General features: G+C 65.8%; 24 protein-coding genes. 11 read left to right on the forward strand and 13 right to left on the reverse strand.

What is annotated here, in order from left to right; translation table 11 throughout:
• From AC07NT_RS12400 to panC, 7 genes are read left to right on the forward strand one after another with little or no spacing between them, the layout of a single operon-like run.
• Positions 1-210: a DUF3460 family protein gene (locus AC07NT_RS12400; RefSeq protein ID WP_498598739.1), complete on the forward strand. Its 210-nt coding sequence runs from the start codon at positions 1-3 to the stop codon at positions 208-210.
• Between the two features lie 33 nt (positions 211-243).
• Positions 244-1,101 carry a segregation and condensation protein A gene (locus AC07NT_RS12405; RefSeq protein ID WP_498598738.1) on the forward strand — a complete coding sequence of 286 codons (858 nt, stop codon included), beginning with the start codon at positions 244-246 and terminating at the stop codon, positions 1,099-1,101.
• Between the two features lie 26 nt (positions 1,102-1,127).
• Entirely contained in the window at positions 1,128-2,711 is a 1,584-nt protein-coding gene (nadB, locus tag AC07NT_RS12410) for an L-aspartate oxidase (protein WP_498598737.1), read from the forward strand.
• A gap of 11 nt (positions 2,712-2,722) precedes the next feature.
• Complete coding sequence (gene panD / locus AC07NT_RS12415; RefSeq protein WP_498598736.1) at positions 2,723-3,145, forward strand: aspartate 1-decarboxylase; 423 nt, start codon at positions 2,723-2,725, stop codon at positions 3,143-3,145.
• A gap of 21 nt (positions 3,146-3,166) precedes the next feature.
• The gene (gene bioB, locus AC07NT_RS12420; RefSeq protein WP_498598735.1) at positions 3,167-4,177 is read left to right on the forward strand and encodes a biotin synthase BioB; all 1,011 of its coding nucleotides are present in this window, start codon (positions 3,167-3,169) and stop codon (positions 4,175-4,177) included.
• Between the two features lie 34 nt (positions 4,178-4,211).
• Entirely contained in the window at positions 4,212-5,102 is an 891-nt protein-coding gene (gene panB, locus AC07NT_RS12425) for a 3-methyl-2-oxobutanoate hydroxymethyltransferase (RefSeq protein WP_498598734.1), read from the forward strand.
• Between the two features lie 10 nt (positions 5,103-5,112).
• Complete coding sequence (panC, locus tag AC07NT_RS12430; protein ID WP_498598733.1) at positions 5,113-5,952, forward strand: pantoate--beta-alanine ligase; 840 nt, start codon at positions 5,113-5,115, stop codon at positions 5,950-5,952.
• A 97-nt stretch (positions 5,953-6,049) separates the two neighbouring features.
• Here panC and AC07NT_RS12435 read toward each other — a convergent pair whose 3' ends face one another.
• The 10 genes from AC07NT_RS12435 to AC07NT_RS12480 form a co-directional block, all read right to left on the reverse strand.
• On the reverse strand, positions 6,050-6,991 hold the full coding sequence (locus AC07NT_RS12435) for an alpha/beta fold hydrolase (RefSeq protein WP_498598732.1): 942 nt from the start codon (positions 6,989-6,991) through the stop codon (positions 6,050-6,052).
• Between the two features lie 64 nt (positions 6,992-7,055).
• A complete protein-coding gene (locus AC07NT_RS12440) occupies positions 7,056-7,595 on the reverse strand; it encodes a DUF1697 domain-containing protein (protein WP_498598731.1) in 540 nt (179 codons plus the stop codon).
• A 12-nt stretch (positions 7,596-7,607) separates the two neighbouring features.
• A complete protein-coding gene (locus tag AC07NT_RS12445) occupies positions 7,608-7,997 on the reverse strand; it encodes a DUF488 domain-containing protein (protein WP_498598730.1) in 390 nt (129 codons plus the stop codon).
• 42 nt (positions 7,998-8,039) lie between these two features.
• Positions 8,040-8,519: a cupin domain-containing protein gene (locus AC07NT_RS12450; RefSeq protein WP_498598729.1), complete on the reverse strand. Its 480-nt coding sequence runs from the start codon at positions 8,517-8,519 to the stop codon at positions 8,040-8,042.
• On the reverse strand, positions 8,516-8,944 hold the full coding sequence (locus AC07NT_RS12455; protein WP_498598728.1) for a hypothetical protein: 429 nt from the start codon (positions 8,942-8,944) through the stop codon (positions 8,516-8,518). Before AC07NT_RS12455 ends, AC07NT_RS12450 begins: the two co-directional genes overlap by 4 nt.
• Before the next feature lie 25 nt (positions 8,945-8,969).
• Positions 8,970-9,578: a GyrI-like domain-containing protein gene (locus AC07NT_RS12460; protein ID WP_498598727.1), complete on the reverse strand. Its 609-nt coding sequence runs from the start codon at positions 9,576-9,578 to the stop codon at positions 8,970-8,972.
• Positions 9,579-9,618: 40 nt separating this feature from the next.
• Positions 9,619-10,071 (reverse strand): YiiD C-terminal domain-containing protein, encoded by a 453-nt coding sequence (locus AC07NT_RS12465; protein ID WP_498598726.1) that lies wholly within the window; start codon positions 10,069-10,071, stop codon positions 9,619-9,621.
• Positions 10,072-10,082: 11 nt separating this feature from the next.
• Complete coding sequence (gene rsmD / locus AC07NT_RS12470; RefSeq protein WP_498598725.1) at positions 10,083-10,697, reverse strand: 16S rRNA (guanine(966)-N(2))-methyltransferase RsmD; 615 nt, start codon at positions 10,695-10,697, stop codon at positions 10,083-10,085.
• Positions 10,687-12,018: a M16 family metallopeptidase gene (locus AC07NT_RS12475; protein ID WP_498598724.1), complete on the reverse strand. Its 1,332-nt coding sequence runs from the start codon at positions 12,016-12,018 to the stop codon at positions 10,687-10,689. Before AC07NT_RS12475 ends, rsmD begins: the two co-directional genes overlap by 11 nt.
• Positions 12,019-12,040: 22 nt before the next feature.
• Positions 12,041-13,426, reverse strand: coding sequence for a M16 family metallopeptidase (locus tag AC07NT_RS12480; protein ID WP_498598723.1), 1,386 nt, complete (start codon positions 13,424-13,426; stop codon positions 12,041-12,043).
• Between the two features lie 29 nt (positions 13,427-13,455).
• On the opposite strand from AC07NT_RS12480, the gene ftsY reads away from it, so the two are divergent.
• Together ftsY and AC07NT_RS12490 are read left to right on the forward strand one after the other, a co-directional pair.
• Entirely contained in the window at positions 13,456-14,415 is a 960-nt protein-coding gene (gene ftsY / locus AC07NT_RS12485) for a signal recognition particle-docking protein FtsY (RefSeq protein WP_498598722.1), read from the forward strand.
• A 98-nt stretch (positions 14,416-14,513) separates the two neighbouring features.
• The gene (locus tag AC07NT_RS12490; RefSeq protein WP_498598721.1) at positions 14,514-16,772 is read left to right on the forward strand and encodes a putative bifunctional diguanylate cyclase/phosphodiesterase; all 2,259 of its coding nucleotides are present in this window, start codon (positions 14,514-14,516) and stop codon (positions 16,770-16,772) included.
• Here AC07NT_RS12490 and selD read toward each other — a convergent pair.
• From selD to egtD, 3 genes are read right to left on the reverse strand one after another with little or no spacing between them, the layout of a single operon-like run.
• Positions 16,769-17,830 (reverse strand): selenide, water dikinase SelD, encoded by a 1,062-nt coding sequence (gene selD, locus AC07NT_RS12495; RefSeq protein WP_498598720.1) that lies wholly within the window; start codon positions 17,828-17,830, stop codon positions 16,769-16,771. The two genes, AC07NT_RS12490 and selD, sit on opposite strands and share 4 nt — an antisense overlap.
• Positions 17,827-18,789, reverse strand: coding sequence for a selenoneine biosynthesis selenosugar synthase SenB (gene senB / locus AC07NT_RS12500; RefSeq protein WP_498598719.1), 963 nt, complete (start codon positions 18,787-18,789; stop codon positions 17,827-17,829). The genes selD and senB overlap by 4 nt, the downstream gene beginning before the upstream one ends.
• Positions 18,790-18,792: 3 nt before the next feature.
• Entirely contained in the window at positions 18,793-19,758 is a 966-nt protein-coding gene (gene egtD, locus AC07NT_RS12505; protein ID WP_498598718.1) for an L-histidine N(alpha)-methyltransferase, read from the reverse strand.
• Positions 19,759-19,934: 176 nt separating this feature from the next.
• Here egtD and AC07NT_RS12510 point away from each other — a divergent pair, with 176 nt between their 5' ends.
• Both AC07NT_RS12510 and AC07NT_RS12515 read left to right on the forward strand, forming a co-directional pair.
• A complete protein-coding gene (locus AC07NT_RS12510; protein ID WP_498598717.1) occupies positions 19,935-20,900 on the forward strand; it encodes a Bug family tripartite tricarboxylate transporter substrate binding protein in 966 nt (321 codons plus the stop codon).
• Positions 20,901-20,966: 66 nt separating this feature from the next.
• Positions 20,967-22,337 carry an MmgE/PrpD family protein gene (locus AC07NT_RS12515; RefSeq protein WP_498598716.1) on the forward strand — a complete coding sequence of 457 codons (1,371 nt, stop codon included), beginning with the start codon at positions 20,967-20,969 and terminating at the stop codon, positions 22,335-22,337.
• Positions 22,338-22,347: the final 10 nt, after the last annotated feature.

A 22,347-nucleotide genomic window follows, 5' to 3' on the forward strand; every position in this document is an offset into this window, starting at 1 on the left:
ATGCATCTCTTCCGCCGCCCTGACTACCAGTCCGACGCCACCCAGTTCATCAACCAGCTCAAGACCGCCAAGCCGGATCTGGAAGCCCGCCAGCGCCAGGGCCGCGAGCTGCTCTGGGACAAGGCCGTGGACCGCCAGGCGCAGGAGGGCTACCAGTCCGCCCGCGTGGCGCAGACGCCCTACGTCTACCAGACCAGCGGCACCAAGTAATCGACGGGCCCCGCCCGCGAACCAGCCTTCTTGATGAGCGACCCCCACGACAGCGCCGGCCTGCCCGCCGCCGAGGCCCCGCACGCCGCGGTCATGCCCCAGGTGGTGGACCACGTGGCTGTGGCACGCCTGTATGGCGAGCCGCTGTTTGCCATGCCGCAGGATCTGTACATCCCGCCGGATGCGCTGGAGGTTTTCCTCGAAGCCTTCGAAGGCCCGCTGGACCTGCTGCTCTACCTGATCCGCAAGCAGAACTTCAACATCCTCGACATCCCCATGGCCGCGGTCACGCGCCAGTACCTGACCTATGTGGACCAGGTCCGCGACCGCAACCTGGAACTGGCCGCCGAGTACCTGTTGATGGCCGCCATGCTGATCGAGATCAAGTCGCGCATGCTGCTGCCGCCCAAGAAGGCGGCGGAGGGCGAAGAGGCCGAGGACCCGCGCGCCGAGCTGGTGCGTCGCCTGCTCGAATACGAGCAGATCAAGATCGCCGCCGCACAGCTGGGCAACCTGCCGCAGTACGGGCGTGACTTCCTCAAAGCCCAGGTCTACATCGAGCAGTCGCTGCAGCCGCGTTTCCCCGACGTGCACGTGGTGGACCTGCAGGAGGCCTGGGCCGACATCCTCAAGCGCGCCAAGCTCGTGCAGCACCACAAGATCTCCCGCGAGGAGTTGTCGGTGCGCGAACACATGAGCATCGTGCTGCGCCAGCTGCAGGGCCAGAAATTCGTCGAGTTCGAACACCTGTTCGATCCGTCCAAAGGCGTGCCCCTGCTGGTGGTGACCTTCATCGCCCTGCTGGAGCTGGCCAAGGAAACCCTGATCGACATCACCCAGGCCGAGGCCTTTGCCCCCATCTACGTGCGGCTGGCCTACACACCCGCCTGATCCCCCTCCTACTCCCCTGAACACCCGTGTCGCCGGCATCCCACTCCTTTGACGTCCTCATCGTCGGCAGCGGCCTGGCAGGCCTGAGCGCCGCCCTGCACCTGGCGCCCACGCACCGCGTGGCGGTCATCACCAAACGCCTGCTCAACGACGGCTCCAGCCGCTGGGCCCAGGGCGGCATCGCCGCCGTCATGGGCGAAGGCGACACCCTGGAATCGCATGTGCAGGACACCCTGGTGGCCGGCGCCGGCCTGTGCGACGTGGACGCCACGCGTTTTGTCGTTGAGCAAGCCCCCGTGAGCATCCGCTGGCTGCAGGACCTGGGCGTGCCCTTCTCGCAGGAACACGGCCACCTGCACCTCACGCGCGAAGGCGGCCACAGCGAACGACGCATCGTGCACGTGACCGACGCCACCGGCGCAGCCGTGCAGGACACGCTGATGAAGAAGGTGCGGGCCACACCCAGCATCACCCTGTTCGAACACCACATGCTGGTGGACCTGATCACCAGCGCCAAGCTGGGCCTGCCCGGTCAGCGCTGCCTGGGCCTGTACGCCCTGAACGAGGTCACCGACGTGGTGGACACCTTCAGCGCGCCGCACACCATCCTGGCCACGGGCGGCGCCGGCAAGGTCTACCTCTACACCACCAACCCCGACACAGCCACCGGCGACGGCATCGCTGCGGCCTGGCGCGCCGGCTGCCGTGTGGGCAATATGGAATTCATCCAGTTCCATCCCACCTGTCTCTACCACCCGGACGCCAAGTCCTACCTGATCAGCGAAGCCGTGCGCGGCGAAGGCGGCAGGCTCATCCTGCCCGACGGCACACGCTTCATGCCCGCGCACGACGAGCGCGCGGAACTGGCTCCGCGCGACGTGGTGGCCCGCGCCATCGACTTCGAGATGAAAAAGCGCGGTCTGGACTGCGTGCACCTGGACATCTCGCACCAGCCCAAGGCCTTCCTGCTGGAGCACTTCCCCACCATCTACGCGCGCTGCCTGGAGCTGGGCATCGACATGGCCAAGCAGCCCATCCCCGTGGTGCCGGCCGCGCACTACACCTGCGGCGGCGTAGTCACCGACCTGGACGGCCGCACCGACCTGCAGGGCCTGTACGCCGTGGGCGAGACCGCCTACACCGGCTTGCACGGCGCCAACCGTCTGGCCAGCAACTCCCTGGTGGAATGCATGGTCTACGCGCGTGCCGCCTCCCTCTCCATCACCCGCGAAAAGACCGCTGCGCCGCCCGCCCTGCCGGCCTGGGACGACAGCCGCGTGACCGACGCCGATGAGGCCGTGGTCATTTCGCACAACTGGGACGAGTTGCGTCGTTTCATGTGGGACTACGTGGGCATCGTGCGGACCAACAAGCGCCTGGAACGCGCCGCGCACCGCATCGATCTGCTGCGCTCGGAAATCCAGGAGTTCTATTCCAGCTTCCATGTCACCCGTGACCTGCTGGAGTTGCGCAACCTCGTGCAGGTTGCAGACCTGATCGTGCGCAGCGCACAATCACGCCATGAAAGCCGCGGCCTGCATTTCAGCCGCGACTATCCCGCCACAGCCGCCACAGCCAACCCCACCATCCTGGTGCCGCCCGCGCACTGAGGAGCCACGCCATGTACCGCACCCTGCTCAAATCCAAGATCCATCGCGCCACCGTCACCGACTGCGAACTGCACTACGAGGGTTCCTGCGCCATCGACGAGAACCTGCTGGAAGCCGCCAATCTGATGGAGAACGAACAGGTTCACATCTGGAACATCAACAATGGCGAGCGTTTCATCACCTACGCCATCCGCGGTGAGCGCGGCTCCGGCATCATCTCCGTCAACGGCTCGGCCGCGCGCCGCGCCGCCGTGGGCGACCTGCTCATCATCGCGGCCTTCGCCCAGGTGCCCGAAGAGAAGTGCAAGGGTTTCGAGCCCAAGCTGGTCTTCGTGGACGACAAGAACCGCATCAAGGAACAGCGCAGCCACATCCCCGTGCAGGCCGCACACGAGCCGGTGCACGCCGACCACCACGGCGGCGACAGCGCCTGAAACCGGAGCCGAGGAAACGCCATGACCGAACAGACCATCACCCTGCACCGCGCCCCCAAGGCGCCTGTACATCCCAAGGCCGAGCGCTGGAGCGTGGACGCCATCGAAGCGCTGTTCCAGCTGCCCTTCCCCGAACTGCTCTACCGCGCGCAGATCGTGCACCGCGAACATTTCGACCCGACCAAGGTCGAGTTCGCCACCCTGCTCTCCGTCAAGACCGGCGGCTGTCCCGAGAACTGCGGCTACTGCCCGCAGTCGGCCGAATTCGACACCGGCGTCAAGGCCAGCAAGCTCATGGAGCTGGAAGAAGTGCTGTTCGCGGCCCAACGCGCCAAGGACGCGGGCGCCACCCGCTTCTGCATGGGTGCCGCCTGGCGTGCCCCCAAGGACCGCGACATCGAGAAAGTCGCCGAACTCGTGCGTGGTGTGAAGGGCCTGGGCATGGAGACCTGCGCCACCCTGGGCATGCTCGAAGAGGGTCACGCCGAACAGCTGCGTGACGCGGGCCTGGACTTCTACAACCACAACCTCGACACCGCCCCCGAGTTCTACGGTGACATCGTCTCCACGCGCGACTACCAGGACCGCCTGGACACCCTGGCCCGCGTTCGCGGTGCCGGTGTCAAGGTCTGCTCGGGTGGCATCGTGGGCATGGGCGAGACCGTGCGCCACCGCGCCGGCCTGATTGCCGAGCTGGCCAACCTCGACCCCTACCCCGAATCCGTGCCCATCAACAACCTCGTGCGTGTTGAAGGCACCCCGCTGGCTGACCAGGCGCCGCTGGACCCCTTCGAATTCGTGCGCACCATCGCCGTGGCGCGTATCACCATGCCCAAGGCGCGTGTGCGCCTCTCGGCCGGCCGCCAGCAGATGGGTGACGGTGTCCAGGCCCTGTGTTTCCTGGCTGGCGCCAACTCCATCTTCTATGGCGACAAGCTGCTGGTCACCGGCAACCCCGACACCGAAGCCGACGTGCAACTGCTGCAACGCCTGGGCATGAGCCCGGCCCAGCAACCGCCCGGCAAGACCTGAGCTTTTTCTCACCCCAACGAGACTGGAGACCACCGTGAGCGACCCGACCTCCACCCCCAACAACGGCGCCTCTCCCTACGGCACCCTGCCCCCGGCCAGCCCGCTGGCCACGCGCAAACCCGTCAGCCTGCCGCGCCTGCAGGAAATGCACGCGCGCGGCGAGAAGATCACCATGCTCACGGCCTACGACGCGACCTTCGCGGCCACGGCCGATGCGGCCGGCGTGGAATGCATCCTGATCGGCGACTCGCTGGGCATGGTCTGCCAGGGCCTCTCTAGTACCGTGGGCGTGACGCTGGAGACCATGCGCTACCACGTCGAGAGCGTCACACGCGGCATCCGCCGCGTGCAGGGCACGGCCTGGGTCATCGGTGACATGCCCTACGGCACCTTCCATGAATCGAAGGAACAGGCCTTCCGCAACGCCTCCGTGCTCATGCAGGCCGGCGCCCACATGGTCAAGATCGAAGGTGGCGGCTGGACGGCCGAAGTCACGCGCTTTCTGGTCGAGCGCGGCATCCCCGTCTGCGCCCATCTGGGTCTGACACCGCAGACCGTGCACGCACTCGGCGGCTACCGCGTTCAGGGCCGCGGCGACGAAGCTGCCGCCACGCTCAAGCGCCACGCGCTCGAACTGCAGGACGCCGGCGCCAGCCTGCTGGTGCTGGAGATGGTGCCCGCGGCCCTCTCGGCCGACATCACGCTGGCCATGCCGCGCTGCGCCACCATCGGCATCGGTGCCGGCGTGGACTGCGCGGGCCAGGTACTGGTGCTGCACGACATGCTGGGCATGAACCTGGGCAAGATGGCCAAGTTCGTGCACAACTTCATGGCCGACGCCGGCAGCGTACGTGGCGCCATGGAAGCCTATGTGAAGGCCGTCAAGGAAGGCACCTTCCCCGTCAACGCCCAACACGCCTGGTGAAGACGCGTCGATGAAAGTCATCCACACCATCACAGAGCTGCGCGCGCACCTCGCCAACTTCGGGCGCCCGGCCTTCGTGCCCACCATGGGCAATCTGCACGACGGACACATTGCACTGGTCAAGCAGGCCAAGCCGCTGGGTGATGTGACCGTGGTCAGCATCTTCGTGAACCGCCTGCAGTTCCTGCCGCATGAGGACTTCGGCACCTATCCACGCACGCTGGAGGCCGATTGCCAGAAGCTGGAAGCTGCGGGTTGTGACGTGGTTTTCGCGCCCAGCGAACAAGAGCTCTACCCCGAGCCCCAGGGCTACAAGGTGCAGCCGCCCGCCGAGCTGGCCGACATCCTCGAAGGCCATTTCCGCCCCGGCTTCTTCACAGGCGTGTGCACCGTGGTGCTCAAGCTCTTCAACATCGTGCAACCGCGTGTGGCCCTGTTTGGCGCCAAGGACTACCAGCAGCAGATGGTGATCCGTCGCATGGTGGCCCAGCTCGGCCTGCCCATCGAGATCGTCACCGGCGCCACCCTGCGCGCCGACAGCGGCCTGGCCCTGTCCTCACGCAATGGCTACCTGAGCGCCTCAGAGCGCGCCGAGGCCGTGCAGCTCTCGCGCACCCTCAAGGGCATGATCGTCGCGCTGCAGAACGGCGAGCACAACATCGCCGCCCTGGAGCAGCACGCCATGCACACCCTGGCCCACCGCGGCTGGAAACCCGACTACATGACCGTGCGGCGACGCCACGACCTGCAGCCCCCACAGGCCGACGATCTGACGCACGCCGACCGCCTCGTCGTGCTCGGCGCGGCCAAGCTCGGCACGACCCGACTGATTGACAACATCGAAGTGTGAATTTCGATATTGCGGCGGACGCTAACAACTACCCGCAGGGTTTGTTATGTCAAAGCTACAACATTGAGGTGTAGGCCTCCATATTGCGCAGAAGAAATCAGCGCAAGAATGCCTGTACAGCCGCCAGCGTCGCCACCGGATCCTCCTCCTGCGGCACATGGCCCAGGGCATCGAACATCACCAGTTTCGAGCCGGTAATGTCGGCGGCAAAACGCTGGGCATAGACCGGTGGGATCAGCCGGTCCTGCCCGCCCCAGAGGATGAGCGTGGGCAGCTTAAGCGCCTTGATGTCCTGCTCGCGCCCGGTGTTGCGCTGGGCCAGGCGCTGACGTAGAGCCGCCCGGTTGCCCTCGCGTCGGGTGATATCGGTGTACAGCGCCACCAGTTCCGGCGTGACGCGCGCGGGGTCGCCATAGACGTTGCGCACGGATTTCTCGATCAGCCCCGGCGGCAGCATATTGGCCATCAACGGACGGAGGGCCGGCATGCCCGCGAGGCGGAAACCCAGCGGCACCGATTTGGGTTCGTACCAATAGCCCGCCGCGTCCACCAGGATCAGCTTGGCCACGCGTTGCGGCTGCGCATGCGCCACGGCCCACGCCACCTCGCCGCCAAGGCTGTTGCCCGCGATGACAAAACGCTGCACACCCAGTTGGTCCAGCAGCGCGGTGACGAAACGCACATAGACGTCGATCGAATAATCGTTGGCTGCATTCGGTCCGGTCAGGCCGAAACCCGGCAGATCGAAACGGATCACACGGCGCGTCTTCCTGAGCTCGCTGGCCCAGCCCTCCCAGGTGTGCAGGCTGGCCGCGGTACCGTGCACCAGCACGATGGGCAGCGGATCATCACGTGGCCCCTCGTCGCGCAGGTGCACCTGCAGGCCCTCCACGTCGATGAACTGCGAGGGCGGCTGCGCCCAACGGGCCTTGAGCTGATCAACCGGGACATCGGGCGCCCAGGACCAGGCGATGAAAGCGGCCACCAGCAGGACCAGGGCCAGCACGACGTAAGCGAGGAAACGCAGGATTTTTTTCATGCGCAGATCCTAGAGCCTGGGGGCCGCCGCACTCTGCAACGTGCGCGACAGAAAGCCCCCTGGCTCAGCCGAACTTGCCGACCAGGCGGGTGACGGTGCTCCAGCTTCGTGTGGTGGCCGGCAGGCCCAACAGCTTTTCCAGGAAGGCATTGGGGCTGCCGGGCGACTTGCCGATCTTGCGGCTCAGGCTCAGCGCCTCGCCCGCCGTGAAGCGCAGCACTTCCACGTCCCCGCGGCTGGACATCAGCGGTACCGTGCCCGGCGGCTGAGCATCCGGGTGCAGAAAGGACACGCAGCATTCATAGACGGAGCTTCGGTCCACGGCGGCAAAAGGCTCAGTGGCGAGCAACTGGATAAGCTCGGGCAGGGAACGGATGAAACCGGGCTCGACCAGGCCGCAACTGGCCTCGAGCAGCTTGCTGGCCCGCTGCAGCAGACGCTGTGGGCTGGCGCGCGCACCGGCGGCAAACACCAGCGTGCCATTCGTCAGGAAAGAAGCCGCCTCCCGCGCGCCAGCCTCCAGAAAGGCCTGCTCGAACTGGGTCTTGTTCGGGCAGCGGGCGCGCCCGAGGTTCAGGTTGCGAAAGAAGGCGGCGTAACGCATCCGACTCCCGGTTCAGCCCGCCACCCGGGCTCCGTGTTCCTTCAACAGTTCGCGCAGCACCGAGCGGTGGCAATGCGACTCGTCCTCGCAGTAGCAGCCCACGGAAAAATGGCTTTGCTGCGAGAGCGTGGCCAAGAGAGCCAAGGCGTGGCTGGCCTCGGGGGCGGCCATCTCCTTACGGTAACGCTGGGTGAAGGCCTTCCACTGCGCGGGGGTCTCTGCCTCCTGCCCCAGCTTCATGGTCTCCACACTGGGCGCCAGGTTGGGAAACCAGACGTCGTACCAGTTCTGGCGCGCAAATTCCGTCTTGGGCACGCCGCGCGGTGGGCGGCGTACGGTGCCGATGCGGGTGCCTTCATCGGGCAGGCGCGGGCTGCCGAGGCGGACGATGTGAACGGTCATGGCTGGTTCTCCTCTGACTGGTCCTTGCAGCAAGCCTGTATCCTAATAGGGCCTGCCGTCCTTGTGCACGAACTTCCACTGCCCGTCGACCAGCAGGGCCTGGAGATCGTCGTCCGGGTAGCTGCCCTGGTCACCTGGTGTCCGGTCGCCAATTTCGAGGTACACCACCTCTTGCGAAGTTTCATTCATCAGGCGGTGCCCGTTGCCCGTCCCCGCCTTGAAGCCCGCGCACATGCCGGGTGACAGGGGCGTCATCCCCTCATCGGTGTGCAGCGTGGGGTTGCCTTGCAGGATGTAGATGAACTCATCCTGTTTCGTGTGCGCGTGCCGCAGGGCCGAAACGGCCCCGGGGGCCAGGCGCGTGAGGTTGACGCCGAAGTTGCCCAGGCCGAAAAGATCACCGAGTGGCTGCTTCTGCCGGCCGGTCATCCGCGAGGCAAAGGGCTCGGGGTAGTTGGAGGGCTTCACGCGCGCCGGTGCGGCAGAAGCGTGGATGGCCGTCGGATAGGTGTTCTTGTTCATGTGTGTCCGTTCATCGAGCCAGGAAAAAAGCGTCGGACCAAGACCAGCGCTGTCGCCAGAAGCAGCAGCAGGCCCGTGACGGCCTCGGACCAGATCGTGAGGTTGGCCAGCAGGGTGTGCTCGGAACAGAGCGCCAGCGTGTAATGCGCCAGACCGTCCAGGCCGAAGGCACCATAAGCCCCCAGCAAGCCCAGCGCCAGGGTGCGGGCGCCGAAGCGGAGCAGCACGAAAGCCGTCAGGCCTAGGCCCGTGATGCCGAACCAGACCCCATAGACCTGCTCACGCGTCAGCCAACCGGGCATGCCCGGGTAGTAGGCGATGTACTCGGCGTTGTGGGTGAAGTGGGCCAGGCTTGCGAGGAAATACGCAACCACCAGCACCGTGATATGTCTGGGCAGAGCTGCAAGCCGATTTGACGGGGTCATGTGGTGGTTGGTGTTTGGGCAGCCGTCACTGCATAGGCTGGCGAATGATGGTTTTCCACTTGGCGGGATCGGCTCGCCGCATGTCCGTCAGGTAGATCTCATGGTGCTTGCCGGTCAGGGCCGCCCGGGCCTTGATGTAGGCATGCAGGCGTTCAATGGTGGGACCTTCTTCGGTGTAAGGGCCAACGTGCAGGATTTGCGCACACGTCCCCTCGGCGTAGGTCTCGAGGCGCAGCCGGTCGATGGCAGGCAGAGATTTCTTCTTGCGGACTTCGGCGATGGCCGCCGAAATGAGTTCGCCTGGAACAAAGTTGGGCTGCATGATCATCATGGTCCACTTCCAGCGGGACCTGTCGTCGGTGATGAAGGCGGACATGTCATCCGCCCACCACAACCCTTCCAGCGGCATGACCGCGTAGTCCGTTGCCTGGGGCCCCTTCTTGACCATGAACTTGGCCGTGTAGGCAACGGAATACAGCGCCTCGATGGCCTGCGCATATTCCGGCGTAGTGTTTGGATCACCCTGGCCATCGACCATGAGGAAGGTGAGCGCTGGCACATCCACCTGCACAACCTCCTTGGCTGATGCCTGGTACAGCTGCTTCAGCTCTTTCTTCAAGTCGATTTTCGTCATGGCGGGACCTGGCTGCGGCTAACACTTGACGGAAGGGATGTCAGATTTCTGCTGTTCCGAGGGCAACAAATTCTCCCTCGAAGTGTCCGACATCTTGCCCTTCGTACACAAGGGTGGATGACACCGATATTCTGGCGCGGCCTTTGCGCTCAAGCATGCGCGTGAACGCCTTCCATTGCGCTTCGGACGGTGACGAGGCGTGAGCGGTGAAGTAGCCAAGAATGGCTTGTTCATAACTCATGGCGTTGCGTTGGATGACCAGGCGTGTCTTGTAACCGCCAGTCAACAGCTTGACGTGGAGCAGCGACCAGGCGGAAAGGATGGCAAGTGCCGACGCGCTGCCACCGAAAACCGTATCTCTGTGATTGATGTTCGGACGCAGAGGCGCGCCCAGGACGACTTGATCAGGATTGGCCACTTCCACTTGAACCTGCATCGCCGCAGACAGTGGAATGTGTTCATGCAAATAGGTCTGGATTTCGCTCGGAGTCACGCGCTCGCTCCTCAAGCGCGTCGTAGGAGATGCGCGTGTACCGCACCGGCCTTCAGATGCCGGTAAGGCGTGAGCCCCAGCGGTGCCAACTGTTCATCATTCCAGGCGCCTGGCGCTTCCAGGTAGATGTAGCCATCCACCGCCACGGCACGCGCAGCGGCCTGCAGTGCGGCATCGAACAAGTCCGCATCAAAAGGCGGATCGAGAAATACCAGGTCTGCACTGGCGGCCGGCCAGGCTTTGAGCGCGCCGATGCCGTCGCCGCGCTGCACCGTCACGGCATCCGCCTGCAACTGTTCCTTGGTCTTGCGGAGTTGGGTCACGAGGGCCGTGTCCTGCTCCACCAGAGTCACCTCTTTCGCACCGCGTGAGGCGGCTTCGAAACCGAGAGCGCCGGTGCCGGCGAAGACATCCACACAGGTCCAACCTGTGAGGTCCTGGCCCAGCCAGTTGAAGAGAGTCTCGCGCACGCGATCGGGTGTGGGGCGCAGCCCGGGTTTGTCGGCCACGGGCAGCTTGCTGCGTTTCCACTGGCCGCCAATGATGCGCACCTCACCGGCCGGGCGGGGCGGCGTCTTGGTCGCGGGCTTCGCGCTCGCTTTTTTCACCAGTGCCTTACTTGCCATCACGGCCTCCCACCACCACGGTCACCATGCGCTCGGGCTGCAGCTTGCGTGCGAAGGCGGCCTTGATGTCGGCCACCGTGACCTTGGCCACCTGCTGGGTCCAGGTGTCGAGGTAATCGAGCGGCAGATTGTGGGCGGCGATGTTGGCCACGTTGTCGAGCAGCTTGCGGTTGTTGTCGATGCGCAGGGCGAAACCGCCGATGAGGTTGTCTTTCGCAGCCTTGAGCTCGGCTTCGGTCGGTCCGTTGGCGACAAAACGGCGCAGCACTTCGCGCGCCACCTGCACGGCCTGGGCCGCTTGGTCGGGCCGGGTCTGCAGGCCGATGGTGAAGGAACCCGCGTGCAGGCCGGGGTTGAAGTAGCTGTAGACGCTGTAGCTCAGGCCACGCTTCTCGCGCACCTCGGCGGTCAGGCGCGAGACAAAGCCGCCGCCGCCCAGGATGTAGTTGCCCACGGTCAGCGTGAAGAAGTCCGGATCGTCGCGCTTGAAGCCGGGCTGGCCGATCAGCACGTGGGCCTGAGCCGATTCAAAAGGGATCAGCTTTTCCGCGGCGGCGCTCAGCGGCTGCACCTCGGGCACGGGCGGCAGGGCCTCGCATGCAGCCGCAGGCAGGCGTGCCAGCAGCTGCGTGACCAGCACATCGGCCTGGGCGCGCGTGACGGCCCCCACGATGCTCACCTTGGCGCGGCAGGGTTTCAGATACTGCGCATGCCAGGCCTGCATGTCGGCCACGCTGATGCGCGCCAGGGTCTGCTCATTGGTGTCATTCCCGTAGGGGTGGCTGCCGAACACGGCGTGGTTGTAGCTGCGGGCGGCGATGGTGGCGGGGCGGGTGTTGGCTTCGCGCAGGGCGGCCACCATGCGCTCGCGTTCGCGGGTCCAGACGGCTTCCGGGTAGGCCGGTTCGGCCAGCTGGCGTGCGGCCAGGGCCGCCGCGCGGGCCAGCAGGTCGGGATAGGTCAGAGAGCGCAAGGAGAAGCTCATGCGGTCGCCGCTGTCACCGCCGCCGAAGGAGGCACCCAGATCGGCCCAGGCCTCACCCAGGGCGTTTTCGTCGAGCGCCGGATCACTGCCTTGGGCGCGGACGCCCTTGCTCATCAGGCCCACGCTCACACTGGCCAGACCGGACTGCCCCGCCGGGTCGCGCCGGCCGCCGGCGTCGAAATCAATGCGCACGTCCACCATGGGCACGGTGGGGCTCTCCACCAGCCAGACGCCGGCGCCGCTGGCCTGGGTCCAATGCTGGATGGGAATGCCAGCCTGGGCCAAACTCGCCAGACTGAACAGCAATGCAACAGCTACGTTTTTAATAGCAATCATTTGGACTTTCATGGTTGCCACGTCAATGACGACCACCGGCGGCGGGCTGGCGGCGCGGACGGTTCGGGTCGGGTGGCTGGGGCAACAAGTGGGCCACCGTGAGCTGGTCATCACCGAAATAACGTGCCGCCACGGACTGCACCTGGGCAGCCGTGACGCCACGCAGGCGGGCCAGCAGTTGGTCGTTGGTGTCCAACGGCAGGCCCAACACCCAGTAGCTGCCAATCTCGCGGGCCTGGTTGAAGAGCGAGTCGCGCTTGTAGACCTCACTGGCAATCCATTGCGTTTTCACACGCTCGAGTTCAGTTGCGCTGATGCCTTCACGCGCCACGCGGGCCACCTGCTCGCGCAAGGCGGCTTCCACCTGGGCGGCGGTCTTGCCCGCAGCGGGCACGCCGTCGAGCACGAACATCTGCGGGCCGCGGCCCATCAGGCCGTTGCTGGCGCCTGCGCTGTCGGCGACGCGGTCGGCACCCTGGGTCAGGTTACGGTCCAGACGCGCGCCGCTGTAGCCGTCGAGCACGGCAGCCAGCACGGTGAGTGCCAGTGCATCCTCGTTGGCTGGGTCGGTGGCGCTGAAGGAGCGCAGGCCCGGTACCTTGAAGGCCAGGGCCACATAGGCCTGGTCGGCCGGGGCCTTGACTTCCACACGGCGCAAACCGGCCTGCATCGGTTCGATACGCGGTTTGCGCACAGGTATGGCGCGTGGCGTGATGCGCCCGTAATAGGTGTCGGCCAGGCGTTTGACCCGGACCGGATCCACATCCCCCACCACCACGATCACTGCGTTGGCCGGCACGTACCACTGGCGATAGAAGGCCCGTGCGTCATCGGGAGTCATGCTGTCCAGGTCACTCATCCAGCCCACGATGGGCCGGCGGTAGGGCGAGGCCGTGTAGGCCGTGGCATTGAGCGTCTCGTACAGCAGGGAACGCGGGTTGTCTTCGGTGCGCATGCGGCGCTCTTCCTTGACCACCTCGATCTCTTTCTTGAACTCGGCATCGGGCCAGCGGTTGTGGGCAAAACGATCGGCCTCCAGCTTCATCACGTCTTCCAGGCGGCTGGCCGGGATCTGCTGGAAATACCCGGTGTAGTCCGTGCTGGTGAAGGCGTTTTCACGCCCGCCCAGGGCCGCCACACGGCGCGAGAACTCGCCGGCCTGGAGTGTGTTGGTGCCCTTGAAGAGCATGTGCTCCAGCACGTGGGCCACGCCACTGGTGCCGTCCACCTCGTCCATGGACCCCACACGCAGCCAGACCATGTGCACGGCCGTGGGGGCGCGCCGGTCGGGCTGGACGATGAGCGTCATGCCGTTCTGGAGGGTGTATTGCCGGGCGCGGGGACCGTCCTGGGCCAGGGCTGGCAAAGCCAGCAGGGCGAGGAAAAACAGGGGGAGTAGGCGTTTCATAGAATGCTCTGATTCTAAGAACGCCCCATATGTTCAGTTTTTTCAAGAAAAAAGTCCCTGCGGAAGCGATTCCGGGCCCCACGGAACCTGGACGCCAGGGCTGGTTGGGCAAGCTGCGCGCGGGTCTGCGCAAGACCGGCGCTGGCATCAGCACCGTTTTTACGGGCACAAAGATCGACGAGGCGCTCTACGAGCAACTCGAAGAAGCGCTGCTCATGGCCGACACTGGCGTGGCGGCCACGCAGTTCCTGCTGGACGATCTCAAGCGCCGCGTGAAGGAGAGCAAGGCCACCGAGCCGGTTGCTGTCAAGGGCCTGCTGGTCGATGCACTGGCCGATCTGCTGGCGCCACTGGAAAAGCCCCTGGCCATCGGTGCGCATCAGCCCACGGTCATCATGGTGGCCGGTGTCAACGGTGCAGGCAAGACCACGTCCATCGGCAAGCTCACACACCACCTCTCCAACAACGGCGCCAGCGTGCTGCTGGCCGCAGCCGACACTTTCCGCGCCGCGGCGCGCGAGCAGCTCATGGTCTGGGCGGAACGCAACACCGTGGAGATCGTGCACCAGGAGGGTGGCGACCCGGCCTCGGTGTGTTTCGACGCGGTCAGCGCCGGCAAGGCCCGCGGCAAGGACGTGGTGCTGGTGGACACGGCCGGGCGCCTGCCTACGCAACTGCACCTGATGGAAGAGCTGCGCAAGATCAAGCGTGTGGTGCAGAAGGCGGATGCAACCGCACCCCACGAGGTGCTGCTGGTGATCGATGGCAACACGGGCCAGAATGCGTTGGCCCAGGTTCGCGCTTTCGACGAGGCTCTGGGCCTGACCGGCCTGATCGTCACCAAGCTCGACGGCACGGCCAAGGGTGGCGTGCTGGCGGCGATTGCACGTGAGAAGCCGATCCCGGTGTATTTCATCGGCGTGGGCGAAAAGCTGGACGAGCTGGAAACCTTCAGCGCGCGCGAGTTCGCGCAGGCCCTGCTGGACTAGGACGCGCGGACGGCGGCCCCAGCAACAAGACCACGGGAAGCGACATCGTGAAGCCCGCCGCAACACCGGATCAGCGCGAACAGGAAATCGCCGCAAGCATGCTTTCTTGGCAGCCTACGCAGGCCTTTCTGCGTTACGCCATCCTGACCATCGTGGTCGGCTCGACCTGCTATGTGGCCGCCGTCCTCGGCTTCACACCCGAGCACATTGCGCGGGCCTACGGCCCTATTGCCTTGTCGGTGCTGGCCCTGTTCGCGGCCTGGCTGCTCAAACGGGGCAAGGTCCATGCCGCCATCGTGCTGCTGGTCTCGGGCATCTGGCTCATCACGCTCGGAATCGCCATCTTTCGCGGCGGTATCCAGGCCCCGATCTACTACGTGCACCCCCTGCTCATCTTCCTGCTGGGCTGGCTGGTCAGCGCACGTGCGGCGGCGATCACCACGGTATTGACGGTGGCCAGCACCATCGGCCTGGTCGCCGCCGATGCAGTAGGCTGGTTGCCACGAGTCGTGCTGGCCCCACCGGCCATGTACGGCATCGTGCAGATCTTCATCTGCATCCAGGCTGCCGCCATGGTGATCTACCTGGTGCGGGCCTACCGTCGGCAACTCGATGCGGTGCAGCGCGCCAATGTGGTTCTGAAGCAATCCGAACTCAAGTTCGCCACCGCCTTCACCTCCAGCCCGGTGGCGGCCTCGATCGTCACGGCCAGTGAGGGGCGCATCCTGGCCGTCAACGACAATTTCCAGCGTGATTTCGGCTGGGCCCGGGCCGAGATGGAAGGGCAAACGGCCATCGAGGTCGGCCTGTGGGTGGATCCGCTGCAACGGCAGCAGTGGGCAGAGATGCTGGGGCGCCACGGGCGAACGCTGAACTTTGAAACCATCTGGCGCCACCGCAATGGCGAGCTGCGCAACGTCAGCATTGCGGGCGAACGCATCGAGCTCGACGGCGAACCCTGCATCCTGGCCTATACCACCGACATCACCGAGCGCAAGGCAGCCGAAGAACAGATCCAGCGCCTGGCCTTCTTCGACCCTCTGACCACCCTGCCCAACCGCCGCTTGCTGATGGACCGACTCGACCAGGCCATGGTGTCCAGCGGGCGCCACCAGCGCCAGGCGGCCCTGCTCTTCATCGACCTGGACAATTTCAAGACCCTCAACGACACCCATGGCCACGACAAGGGCGACCTGCTGCTGCAACAGGTGGGGGCGCGCCTGGTGCACTGTGTGCGTGAAGGTGATACCGTCGCGCGGCTTGGGGGCGACGAGTTCGTGGTCATGCTGGAAGATCTCAGCAACAACGCCATCGAGGCGGCCACACAGGCCGAGATCGTAGGGCGCAAGATCGTGGGAGCGCTGGGCGAAAGCTACGCGATCGGTCCGCTGAGTTTTTCCAGCACGCCCAGCATCGGCGTGACCCTGTTCGGCGCCCAGCACGAAAACATCGAGGAACCGCTCAAGCGCGCCGACCTGGCCATGTACCAGGCCAAATCGGCCGGCCGCAACACCATCCGCTTCTTCGACCCGCGCATGCAGGCCATGGTGGCGGCACGCGCGGACCTGGAGCGCGACCTGCGCAGGGCTCTGCAGCGCAATGAATTCACACTGCACTACCAACCGCAGGTGCAGCGCGGGGGCTTGGTGTCCGGGGTCGAGGTGCTGCTGCGCTGGGCGCAGCCGGAAAGAGGCATGGTGGCACCGGCCGAGTTCATACCACTGGCGGAGGAAACGGGACTCATCATCCCGCTGGGTGCCACCATCCTGGAGCTGGCCTGCCAGCAACTGGCGCGCTGGGCCGGCAAGCCGGGCATGGCCCACCTGACACTGTCGGTCAACGTCAGCCCGCGGCAATTCCAGCAGGAAGACTTCGTCCAGCAGGTGCTGGATGTGCTGGAACGCACCCGCGCACCGGCGCAGCGGCTCAAGCTGGAAATCACCGAAAGCCTGTTGATCGCCAACGTGGACGATGTGATCGCCAAGATGACCGCGCTCAAGGCGCGTGATGTCGGTTTCTCGTTGGACGATTTCGGCACCGGGTATTCATCGCTGTCCTACCTCAAGCGCCTGCCGCTGGACCAGCTCAAAATCGACCAGAGCTTTGTACGCGACATCCTGGAGGACCCCAACGACGCTGCCATCGCACGCATGGTGATCGTGCTGGCGGAAAGCCTGGGCCTGGAAGTCATGGCCGAGGGCGTGGAAACGATCGAACAGCAGCAGGCCCTGCACGCGCAGGGCTGCCATGCCTACCAAGGTTATCTGTACAGTCCCCCGCTCTCGCTCGAAGACTACGAACGGTTTGCGCTGCGTCCGGGCTGGCCGGTCATCAAACCGGCCCGCTTGACGGGCTAGCGAACGACCAGGCGACCGGCGCTCTCGTCCGTGATCCCGCCGATTTCGGCCGCGGCGTCGAAGCCGTGGCGGCGGAAGATGGCCAGCACCTGAGCCACGCTCTCGGGCGTGCAGCTTACGAGCAGGCCGCCGCTGGTCTGCGGGTCGCTGAGCAGGGCCTGGTCCACCGCCGCGAAACCGGAGGGCAGCGTGACGGAAGCGCCGTAGCCGGCCCAGTTGCGGCCCGATGCGCCGGTGACCATGCCCTGGGCCGCCAGTTCGCGCACGCCATTCAGCAAAGGTACACGCGCCCAATCGATCTGCACCGTGCAGTTCGCGCCGCGCGCCAATTCCAGGCCGTGGCCGGCCAGACCGAAACCCGTCACATCGGTCAAGGCATGCACGCCAGGCAGTTCGGCCAATTCGGGGCCGGGCGTGTTGAGCTTTGTCGTGGTGGCGATCATCTGCGCGTAGCCGGCGGCGTCGAGTTTTTCCTTCTTGAGCGCGGCCGAGAGCACGCCGACACCCAGGGGCTTGCCCAGGATAAGCCTGTCGCCCACGCGCGCATCGGCATTGCGCTTGACGCGCTTGGGGTGCACCAGACCCAAGGCCACCAGGCCATAGATGGGCTCCACGGAATCAATGGTGTGGCCCCCGGCGATGGGGATGCCCGCAGCCTTGCACACGTCCTGCCCGCCGGCCAGGATGCGGCCGATGGTGTCGGTGGACAGCACGTTGATGGGCATGCCCACCAGGGCCAGGGCCATGATGGGCTTGCCGCCCATGGCGTAGACGTCGGAGATGGCGTTGGTGGCGGCGATCCGACCGAAGTCGTAGGCATCGTCGACGATGGGCATGAAGAAATCGGTGGTGGCGATCAGTGCCTGCTCGTCATTGAGCTGGTAGACCGCCGCGTCGTCGGCGGTCTCGATGCCCACCAGCAATTCGGGCGGCATGGGCAGACCGCTGCTGCCTTTGAGAATGTCGGAGAGCACACCGGGCGCGATCTTGCAACCGCAGCCGCCGCCATGCGAAAGGGAGGTGAGGCGGGGTTCGGCGGGTAGGGTATTGGCGTTCATATCAGGTCCTGGAGCAGTGCGAGCAGAGACTCGCGTTCGGCGGCTGGCGCGAACAGGGGCGCGCGGAGCTGGCATTGTGCCCGCAAGGCGGAAACCCTGTCGGCCTCATCCCTGCACTGTCTGAGCAACTGCGCCAACGCCGCCGCATCGCCCACAGGGAAGTAGCCCCCGTAGTCGGCGCCCAGCATGCCCACATTGCCGGGAATGCGCGAGGCCAGCACGGGCGTGCCGCAGCAGACGGCCTCCATCAGCACATGGGCCCCGCCCTCCATGCGGCTGGCGTGCACGAGGAGGTGCGCGCGCTGGATGCGCCGGCGCACCTCCTCGTGGTCCAGGCCGCCGAACCAGTGATAGTTCGGGCAGGCGGCCATGGTGGCGCGCGCCTGCTCGCCCAGCACCGGGTCCAGAGCCTCGCCGATATGGTCGATGTGGATGTCGGGCCGGTCCCGCAGCAGGTGTGCGGCTTCGTACAGAGTCTGGGGCGATTTCTCCTCGCGCAGGTGGCCCACCATGAGGGCGCGCAGATGGCGCTGGGTTTTCTTCAGCGCACGCCGCTCGGTGGTCGACTGGAAAATCACACGCGTACGCTCGCGGTAGGGCGCAGACAACTCCAGCAACCCCTGGTCCTGCAGCACCACCAGCCGCTGCGCCAGCGCCAGCGAACGGCGGGCGCTCACGTCTTCGTGGATGTCGCGGTAGAGGTCGGTGCCCGTGAGCACCACGGCCAGGCCGTGCCCCGGGTGGGCTTGCGCCCAGGCGGCAATGGAAGCAGCACTGCGGCGCGCATGCAGGGCCAGCATCGCCGCCGCCTCAGCGTGCTCACCAGGGTGCCACTCCTTGACGATCTGTGTGCGCATGTGCCCGGCCAGCAAGCGCGACCAGCGCCAGGCAGTCTGCCAGTTGCCGTTGTTGGCATCGGCCAGCGCCGGGCTGACGATGAGGACCAGCGGCAGAGCCACGCCTCAGCCTTGCGCCCAATACACGGCGAACCAGCCGCGCTCGTCGGTCCAGGCCTGCACCTGCGCAAAACCGGCCGCCGCCAGCAGCGCCTGGAAGCTGTCCAGGCGGTATTTGTAGGAATTCTCGGTGTGGATGCGCTCCCCGCGCGCGAAATGCCGCTCGCCCCCTGACCAGCGCACCGTGAGCTCATGCCTGGCCTGCAGGTGCATCTCGATGCGCGAGGCCGTTTCGTTGAAGAGGGCCACGTGCTGCCAGTCCTGCAGGGCAAAGTTGCTGCCCAGCAAACGGTTGAGGTGCAGCAGCAGGTTCTTGTTGAAGGCAGCGGTCACACCCAGCGCGTCGTCGTAGGCCGGCTCCAGCACCTCCGGGGGCTTCACCAGATCCACCCCGATCAGCAGGCCGCCACCCTGCGCTGCCGCACGTACCTGGCGCAGAAAGGTCAGCGCCTGCTCGGGCGTGAAATTACCGATGCTCGAGCCCGGGTAGAACAGCAGGCGCGGGCCTGCGCCCACTTCGTCGGGCAAGCTCAGCTGCGCCGAAAAATCCAGCCCCACGCCCAGCATGTCCAGCGTCGGGAACTGCCGCTGCAGGCAGGCCAGTGCATGACGCAGGTGGTCCACCGAAATGTCCACCGCCACATAACGTGCAGGCTGCAGCAGCTCGAAAAGCCGCCCGGCCTTTTCGCAATTGCCCGCGCCCAGGTCCACCAGGGTGGCGCCCCGGGGCAGGTGCCGGGCGATGGCGGCGCCGTGCGCCTGCATCAGCGCGGTCTCGGTACGGGTGGGGTAGTACTCGGGCAGTTCGGTGATGGCGTCGAACAGGCGGGAGCCCAGAGGGTCGTAGAAATACTTGGGCGAGATCTGCGCCGGCTGGGCCTGCAGGCCCGCGACCAGCTCCTGGCGCAACGCCGCCGGGTCTGCGCGATGCAACTGGACGAAGCGGGGCTGGCGCAGCTCGGGGAACGACATGGGCCTCAATATATAGCAGGGATCCCCCGGGACAGGCCATCCGCCTGCCCTGGACACAGCCAGAGGCATTGTGGTTTTTACGGTTGGCGGGCGCCTTGCTCTGGCGCACAATGCCCGGACGTTATGTTTACACTACGCGAAGAAGTGTAGACAATTTACAGACCCGGAGACAACTCATGCAACGCCGTACCCTGCTGGGCGCAAGCCCCCTGCTGCTGGCCCCCACCCTGCTGCACGCGCAAAGCTATCCCAACAAGCCCATCCGCTACATCGTGCCTGTGGCTGCGGGCGGTGGCAGCGACATGGTGGGCCGCACCGTGACCGAGCGCTGGGGCAAGGCACTGAACCAGACCTTTGTGGTGGACAACCAGGGCGGCGGCGGCGGCGTGATCGCCTGCCAGAACACGGCCAAGTCCGCCCCCGACGGCTACACCCTGCTGCAGGGCTATGTGGCCACGCACGGCACCAGCCCGGCCACGCGCAAGCTGCCCTATGACCCGATCAAGGACTTCACGCCCATCGGCATGATCGGCGGCACGCCCAATGTGCTCGTGGTCAACGCCGCGCTGCCGGTCAACAACGTCAAGGAATTTGTGGCCTACCTGAAGGCCAACCCCGGCAAGGTGAGCTATGGCTCGGCCGGCGCGGGTTCACTCACCCACCTGACCATGGAGCTGTTCAAGCAGCAGATCAACTCCTTCATGGTCCATATCCCCTACCGCGGCATTGCCCCGGCCTTCACGGATCTGATCGGCGCCCAGACCAACGCCATGTTCCCCGGCCTGGCGGCGGCCATGCCGCACATCCGCTCGGGCCGCGTACGCGCCCTGGCCGTGACCGGCGGCGCACGACATCCGCAGCTCAAGGACACGCCGACGCTGGACGAGCTGGGCTACAAAGGCTTCGACGCCATGCAGTGGTATGGCGTCGTAGGCCCGGCCGGTATGCCCGCCCCCATCGTCAAGCAACTCAACGAATCCCTCAACACGGTACTCAAAGCCCCCGACCTGCGCGAGAAACTCTCGGTGGAAGCCGTGGAGCCCCTGCCCATGAGTGTCGAGGCCTTCGCCAAGTTCATGCGCGAGGACATCACGCGCTGGACCAAGCTGGCCAAGGACCGCAACATCCAGCTCGACAGCTAAACTTTCCCCTTTGTGACCCGGTCATTGCCGGGTTGCTCTTTTTTTGATAGCAACCGAAGATTTTTCATGGCTCGCAATACCCAGGTCACCGCCGATCACAACGCCCCCGCCGTCACCCAGACCCTGGCCCGTTATGTGGCCACCCATCCCTCACGCGGCTGGAGCGACGCTGTGGACCACGAAGCCCACCGCACTTTCATGAACTGGCTGGGCTGCGCCGTGGGCGCCGCCCAGCACGAGTCGGCGCACGCCGCACTCGGTGCAGTCGCCATGCTGCAGCCGGCGCAGCAGGCCAGTGTGCTGGGCCGCGCCGACAAGGTGGACATGGCCAGCGCCGCGCTGGTCAACGGCATCACCTCGCACACCTTCGACTTCGACGACACGCACCTCAAGACCATCATCCACCCGGCCGGCCCCGTGGCTTCGGCCGTGCTGGCCCTGGCCGAGCACAAGGGCCTGAGCGGCCGCGCAGTGATCGACGCGCTGGTGCTGGGCATCGACGTGTCCTGCCGCGTGGGCAACACCATGTACCCCGAGCACTACGACCGTGGCTGGCACATCACCGGCTCCACCGGCACGCTGGGCGCCGCCGCCGGCTGTGCACGCCTGCTGGGCCTGGACGAGAAGAAGACCGCCATGGCGCTGGGCATCGCCGCCTCGCAGCCCGTGGGCATGCGCGAACAGTTCGGTACCATGACCAAGCCCTTCCACCCAGGTGGTGCGGCACGCGCCGGCCTGATGTCCGCGCTGCTGGCCAGCCAGGGCTTCACGGCCAGCCCCAAGGCGCTGGAAGCGCCGCGCGGCATGATCCAGACCATCTCCACGAAGTACGCCTGGAACGAGATCAGCGATGAGCTCGGCAAGCGCTTCGAGATCTCCTTCAATAGCTACAAGCCCTTCGCCTGCGGCATCGTGATCCACCCCAGCATCGACGCCTGCAGCCAATTGCGCGCGCAGGGTGTCACCGCGGACCAGGTCGAGCGCATCGAACTCAAGGTGCACTCGCTGGTGCTCGAACTCACGGGCAAGAAGGAACCGGCCGACGGCCTGCAGGGCAAGTTCAGCGTCTACCACGGCTGTGCCTGCGGCCTGATCTTCGGCAAGGCCGGTGAAGACCAGTACGCCGACGACATCGTCAACCGCCCCGACATGGTGGCCCTGCGCCGCAAGGTGGTGGCCACGGTGGACGACGGCATCGACGAAGCCAGCGCCGACGTGACCGCCGTGCTCAAGGACGGCCGCCGTGTGCATGTGTTCGTGAAGCACGCCATCGGTTCGCTGGAGAACCCCATGACCGACGCCATGCTGGAAACCAAGTTCCACGACCTGTCCGACCCGGTGATCGGCAAGGGCAAGACCGGCGAGCTGATCGCCGCCTGCTGGAAGCTGGGCAGCATGAGCGACGTGCGCCAGCTCACCGCACTGGCACGGCCCTGAGGCCTCTCAA

The sequence above is a fragment of the Hylemonella sp. GW821-FHT10B10 genome, assembly GCF_059415585.1.

Excerpts from the sequence above, each read along its gene's own strand:
- AC07NT_RS12400 (WP_498598739.1), top strand. The coding sequence starts at position 1 with ATGCATCTCTTCCGCCGCCCTGACTACCAGTCCGACGCCACCCAGTTC.
- AC07NT_RS12405 (WP_498598738.1), top strand. The coding sequence starts at position 244 with ATGAGCGACCCCCACGACAGCGCCGGCCTGCCCGCCGCCGAGGCCCCG.
- panD (WP_498598736.1), top strand. The coding sequence starts at position 2,723 with ATGTACCGCACCCTGCTCAAATCCAAGATCCATCGCGCCACCGTCACC.
- bioB (WP_498598735.1), top strand. The coding sequence starts at position 3,167 with ATGACCGAACAGACCATCACCCTGCACCGCGCCCCCAAGGCGCCTGTA.
- panC (WP_498598733.1), top strand. The coding sequence starts at position 5,113 with ATGAAAGTCATCCACACCATCACAGAGCTGCGCGCGCACCTCGCCAAC.
- AC07NT_RS12435 (WP_498598732.1), bottom strand. The coding sequence starts at position 6,991 with ATGAAAAAAATCCTGCGTTTCCTCGCTTACGTCGTGCTGGCCCTGGTC.
- AC07NT_RS12440 (WP_498598731.1), bottom strand. The coding sequence starts at position 7,595 with ATGCGTTACGCCGCCTTCTTTCGCAACCTGAACCTCGGGCGCGCCCGC.
- AC07NT_RS12445 (WP_498598730.1), bottom strand. The coding sequence starts at position 7,997 with ATGACCGTTCACATCGTCCGCCTCGGCAGCCCGCGCCTGCCCGATGAA.
- AC07NT_RS12450 (WP_498598729.1), bottom strand. The coding sequence starts at position 8,519 with ATGAACAAGAACACCTATCCGACGGCCATCCACGCTTCTGCCGCACCG.
- AC07NT_RS12455 (WP_498598728.1), bottom strand. The coding sequence starts at position 8,944 with ATGACCCCGTCAAATCGGCTTGCAGCTCTGCCCAGACATATCACGGTG.
- AC07NT_RS12460 (WP_498598727.1), bottom strand. The coding sequence starts at position 9,578 with ATGACGAAAATCGACTTGAAGAAAGAGCTGAAGCAGCTGTACCAGGCA.
- rsmD (WP_498598725.1), bottom strand. The coding sequence starts at position 10,697 with ATGGCAAGTAAGGCACTGGTGAAAAAAGCGAGCGCGAAGCCCGCGACC.
- AC07NT_RS12475 (WP_498598724.1), bottom strand. The coding sequence starts at position 12,018 with ATGATTGCTATTAAAAACGTAGCTGTTGCATTGCTGTTCAGTCTGGCG.
- AC07NT_RS12480 (WP_498598723.1), bottom strand. The coding sequence starts at position 13,426 with ATGAAACGCCTACTCCCCCTGTTTTTCCTCGCCCTGCTGGCTTTGCCA.
- ftsY (WP_498598722.1), top strand. The coding sequence starts at position 13,456 with ATGTTCAGTTTTTTCAAGAAAAAAGTCCCTGCGGAAGCGATTCCGGGC.
- AC07NT_RS12490 (WP_498598721.1), top strand. The coding sequence starts at position 14,514 with ATGCTTTCTTGGCAGCCTACGCAGGCCTTTCTGCGTTACGCCATCCTG.
- selD (WP_498598720.1), bottom strand. The coding sequence starts at position 17,830 with ATGAACGCCAATACCCTACCCGCCGAACCCCGCCTCACCTCCCTTTCG.
- egtD (WP_498598718.1), bottom strand. The coding sequence starts at position 19,758 with ATGTCGTTCCCCGAGCTGCGCCAGCCCCGCTTCGTCCAGTTGCATCGC.
- AC07NT_RS12510 (WP_498598717.1), top strand. The coding sequence starts at position 19,935 with ATGCAACGCCGTACCCTGCTGGGCGCAAGCCCCCTGCTGCTGGCCCCC.
- AC07NT_RS12515 (WP_498598716.1), top strand. The coding sequence starts at position 20,967 with ATGGCTCGCAATACCCAGGTCACCGCCGATCACAACGCCCCCGCCGTC.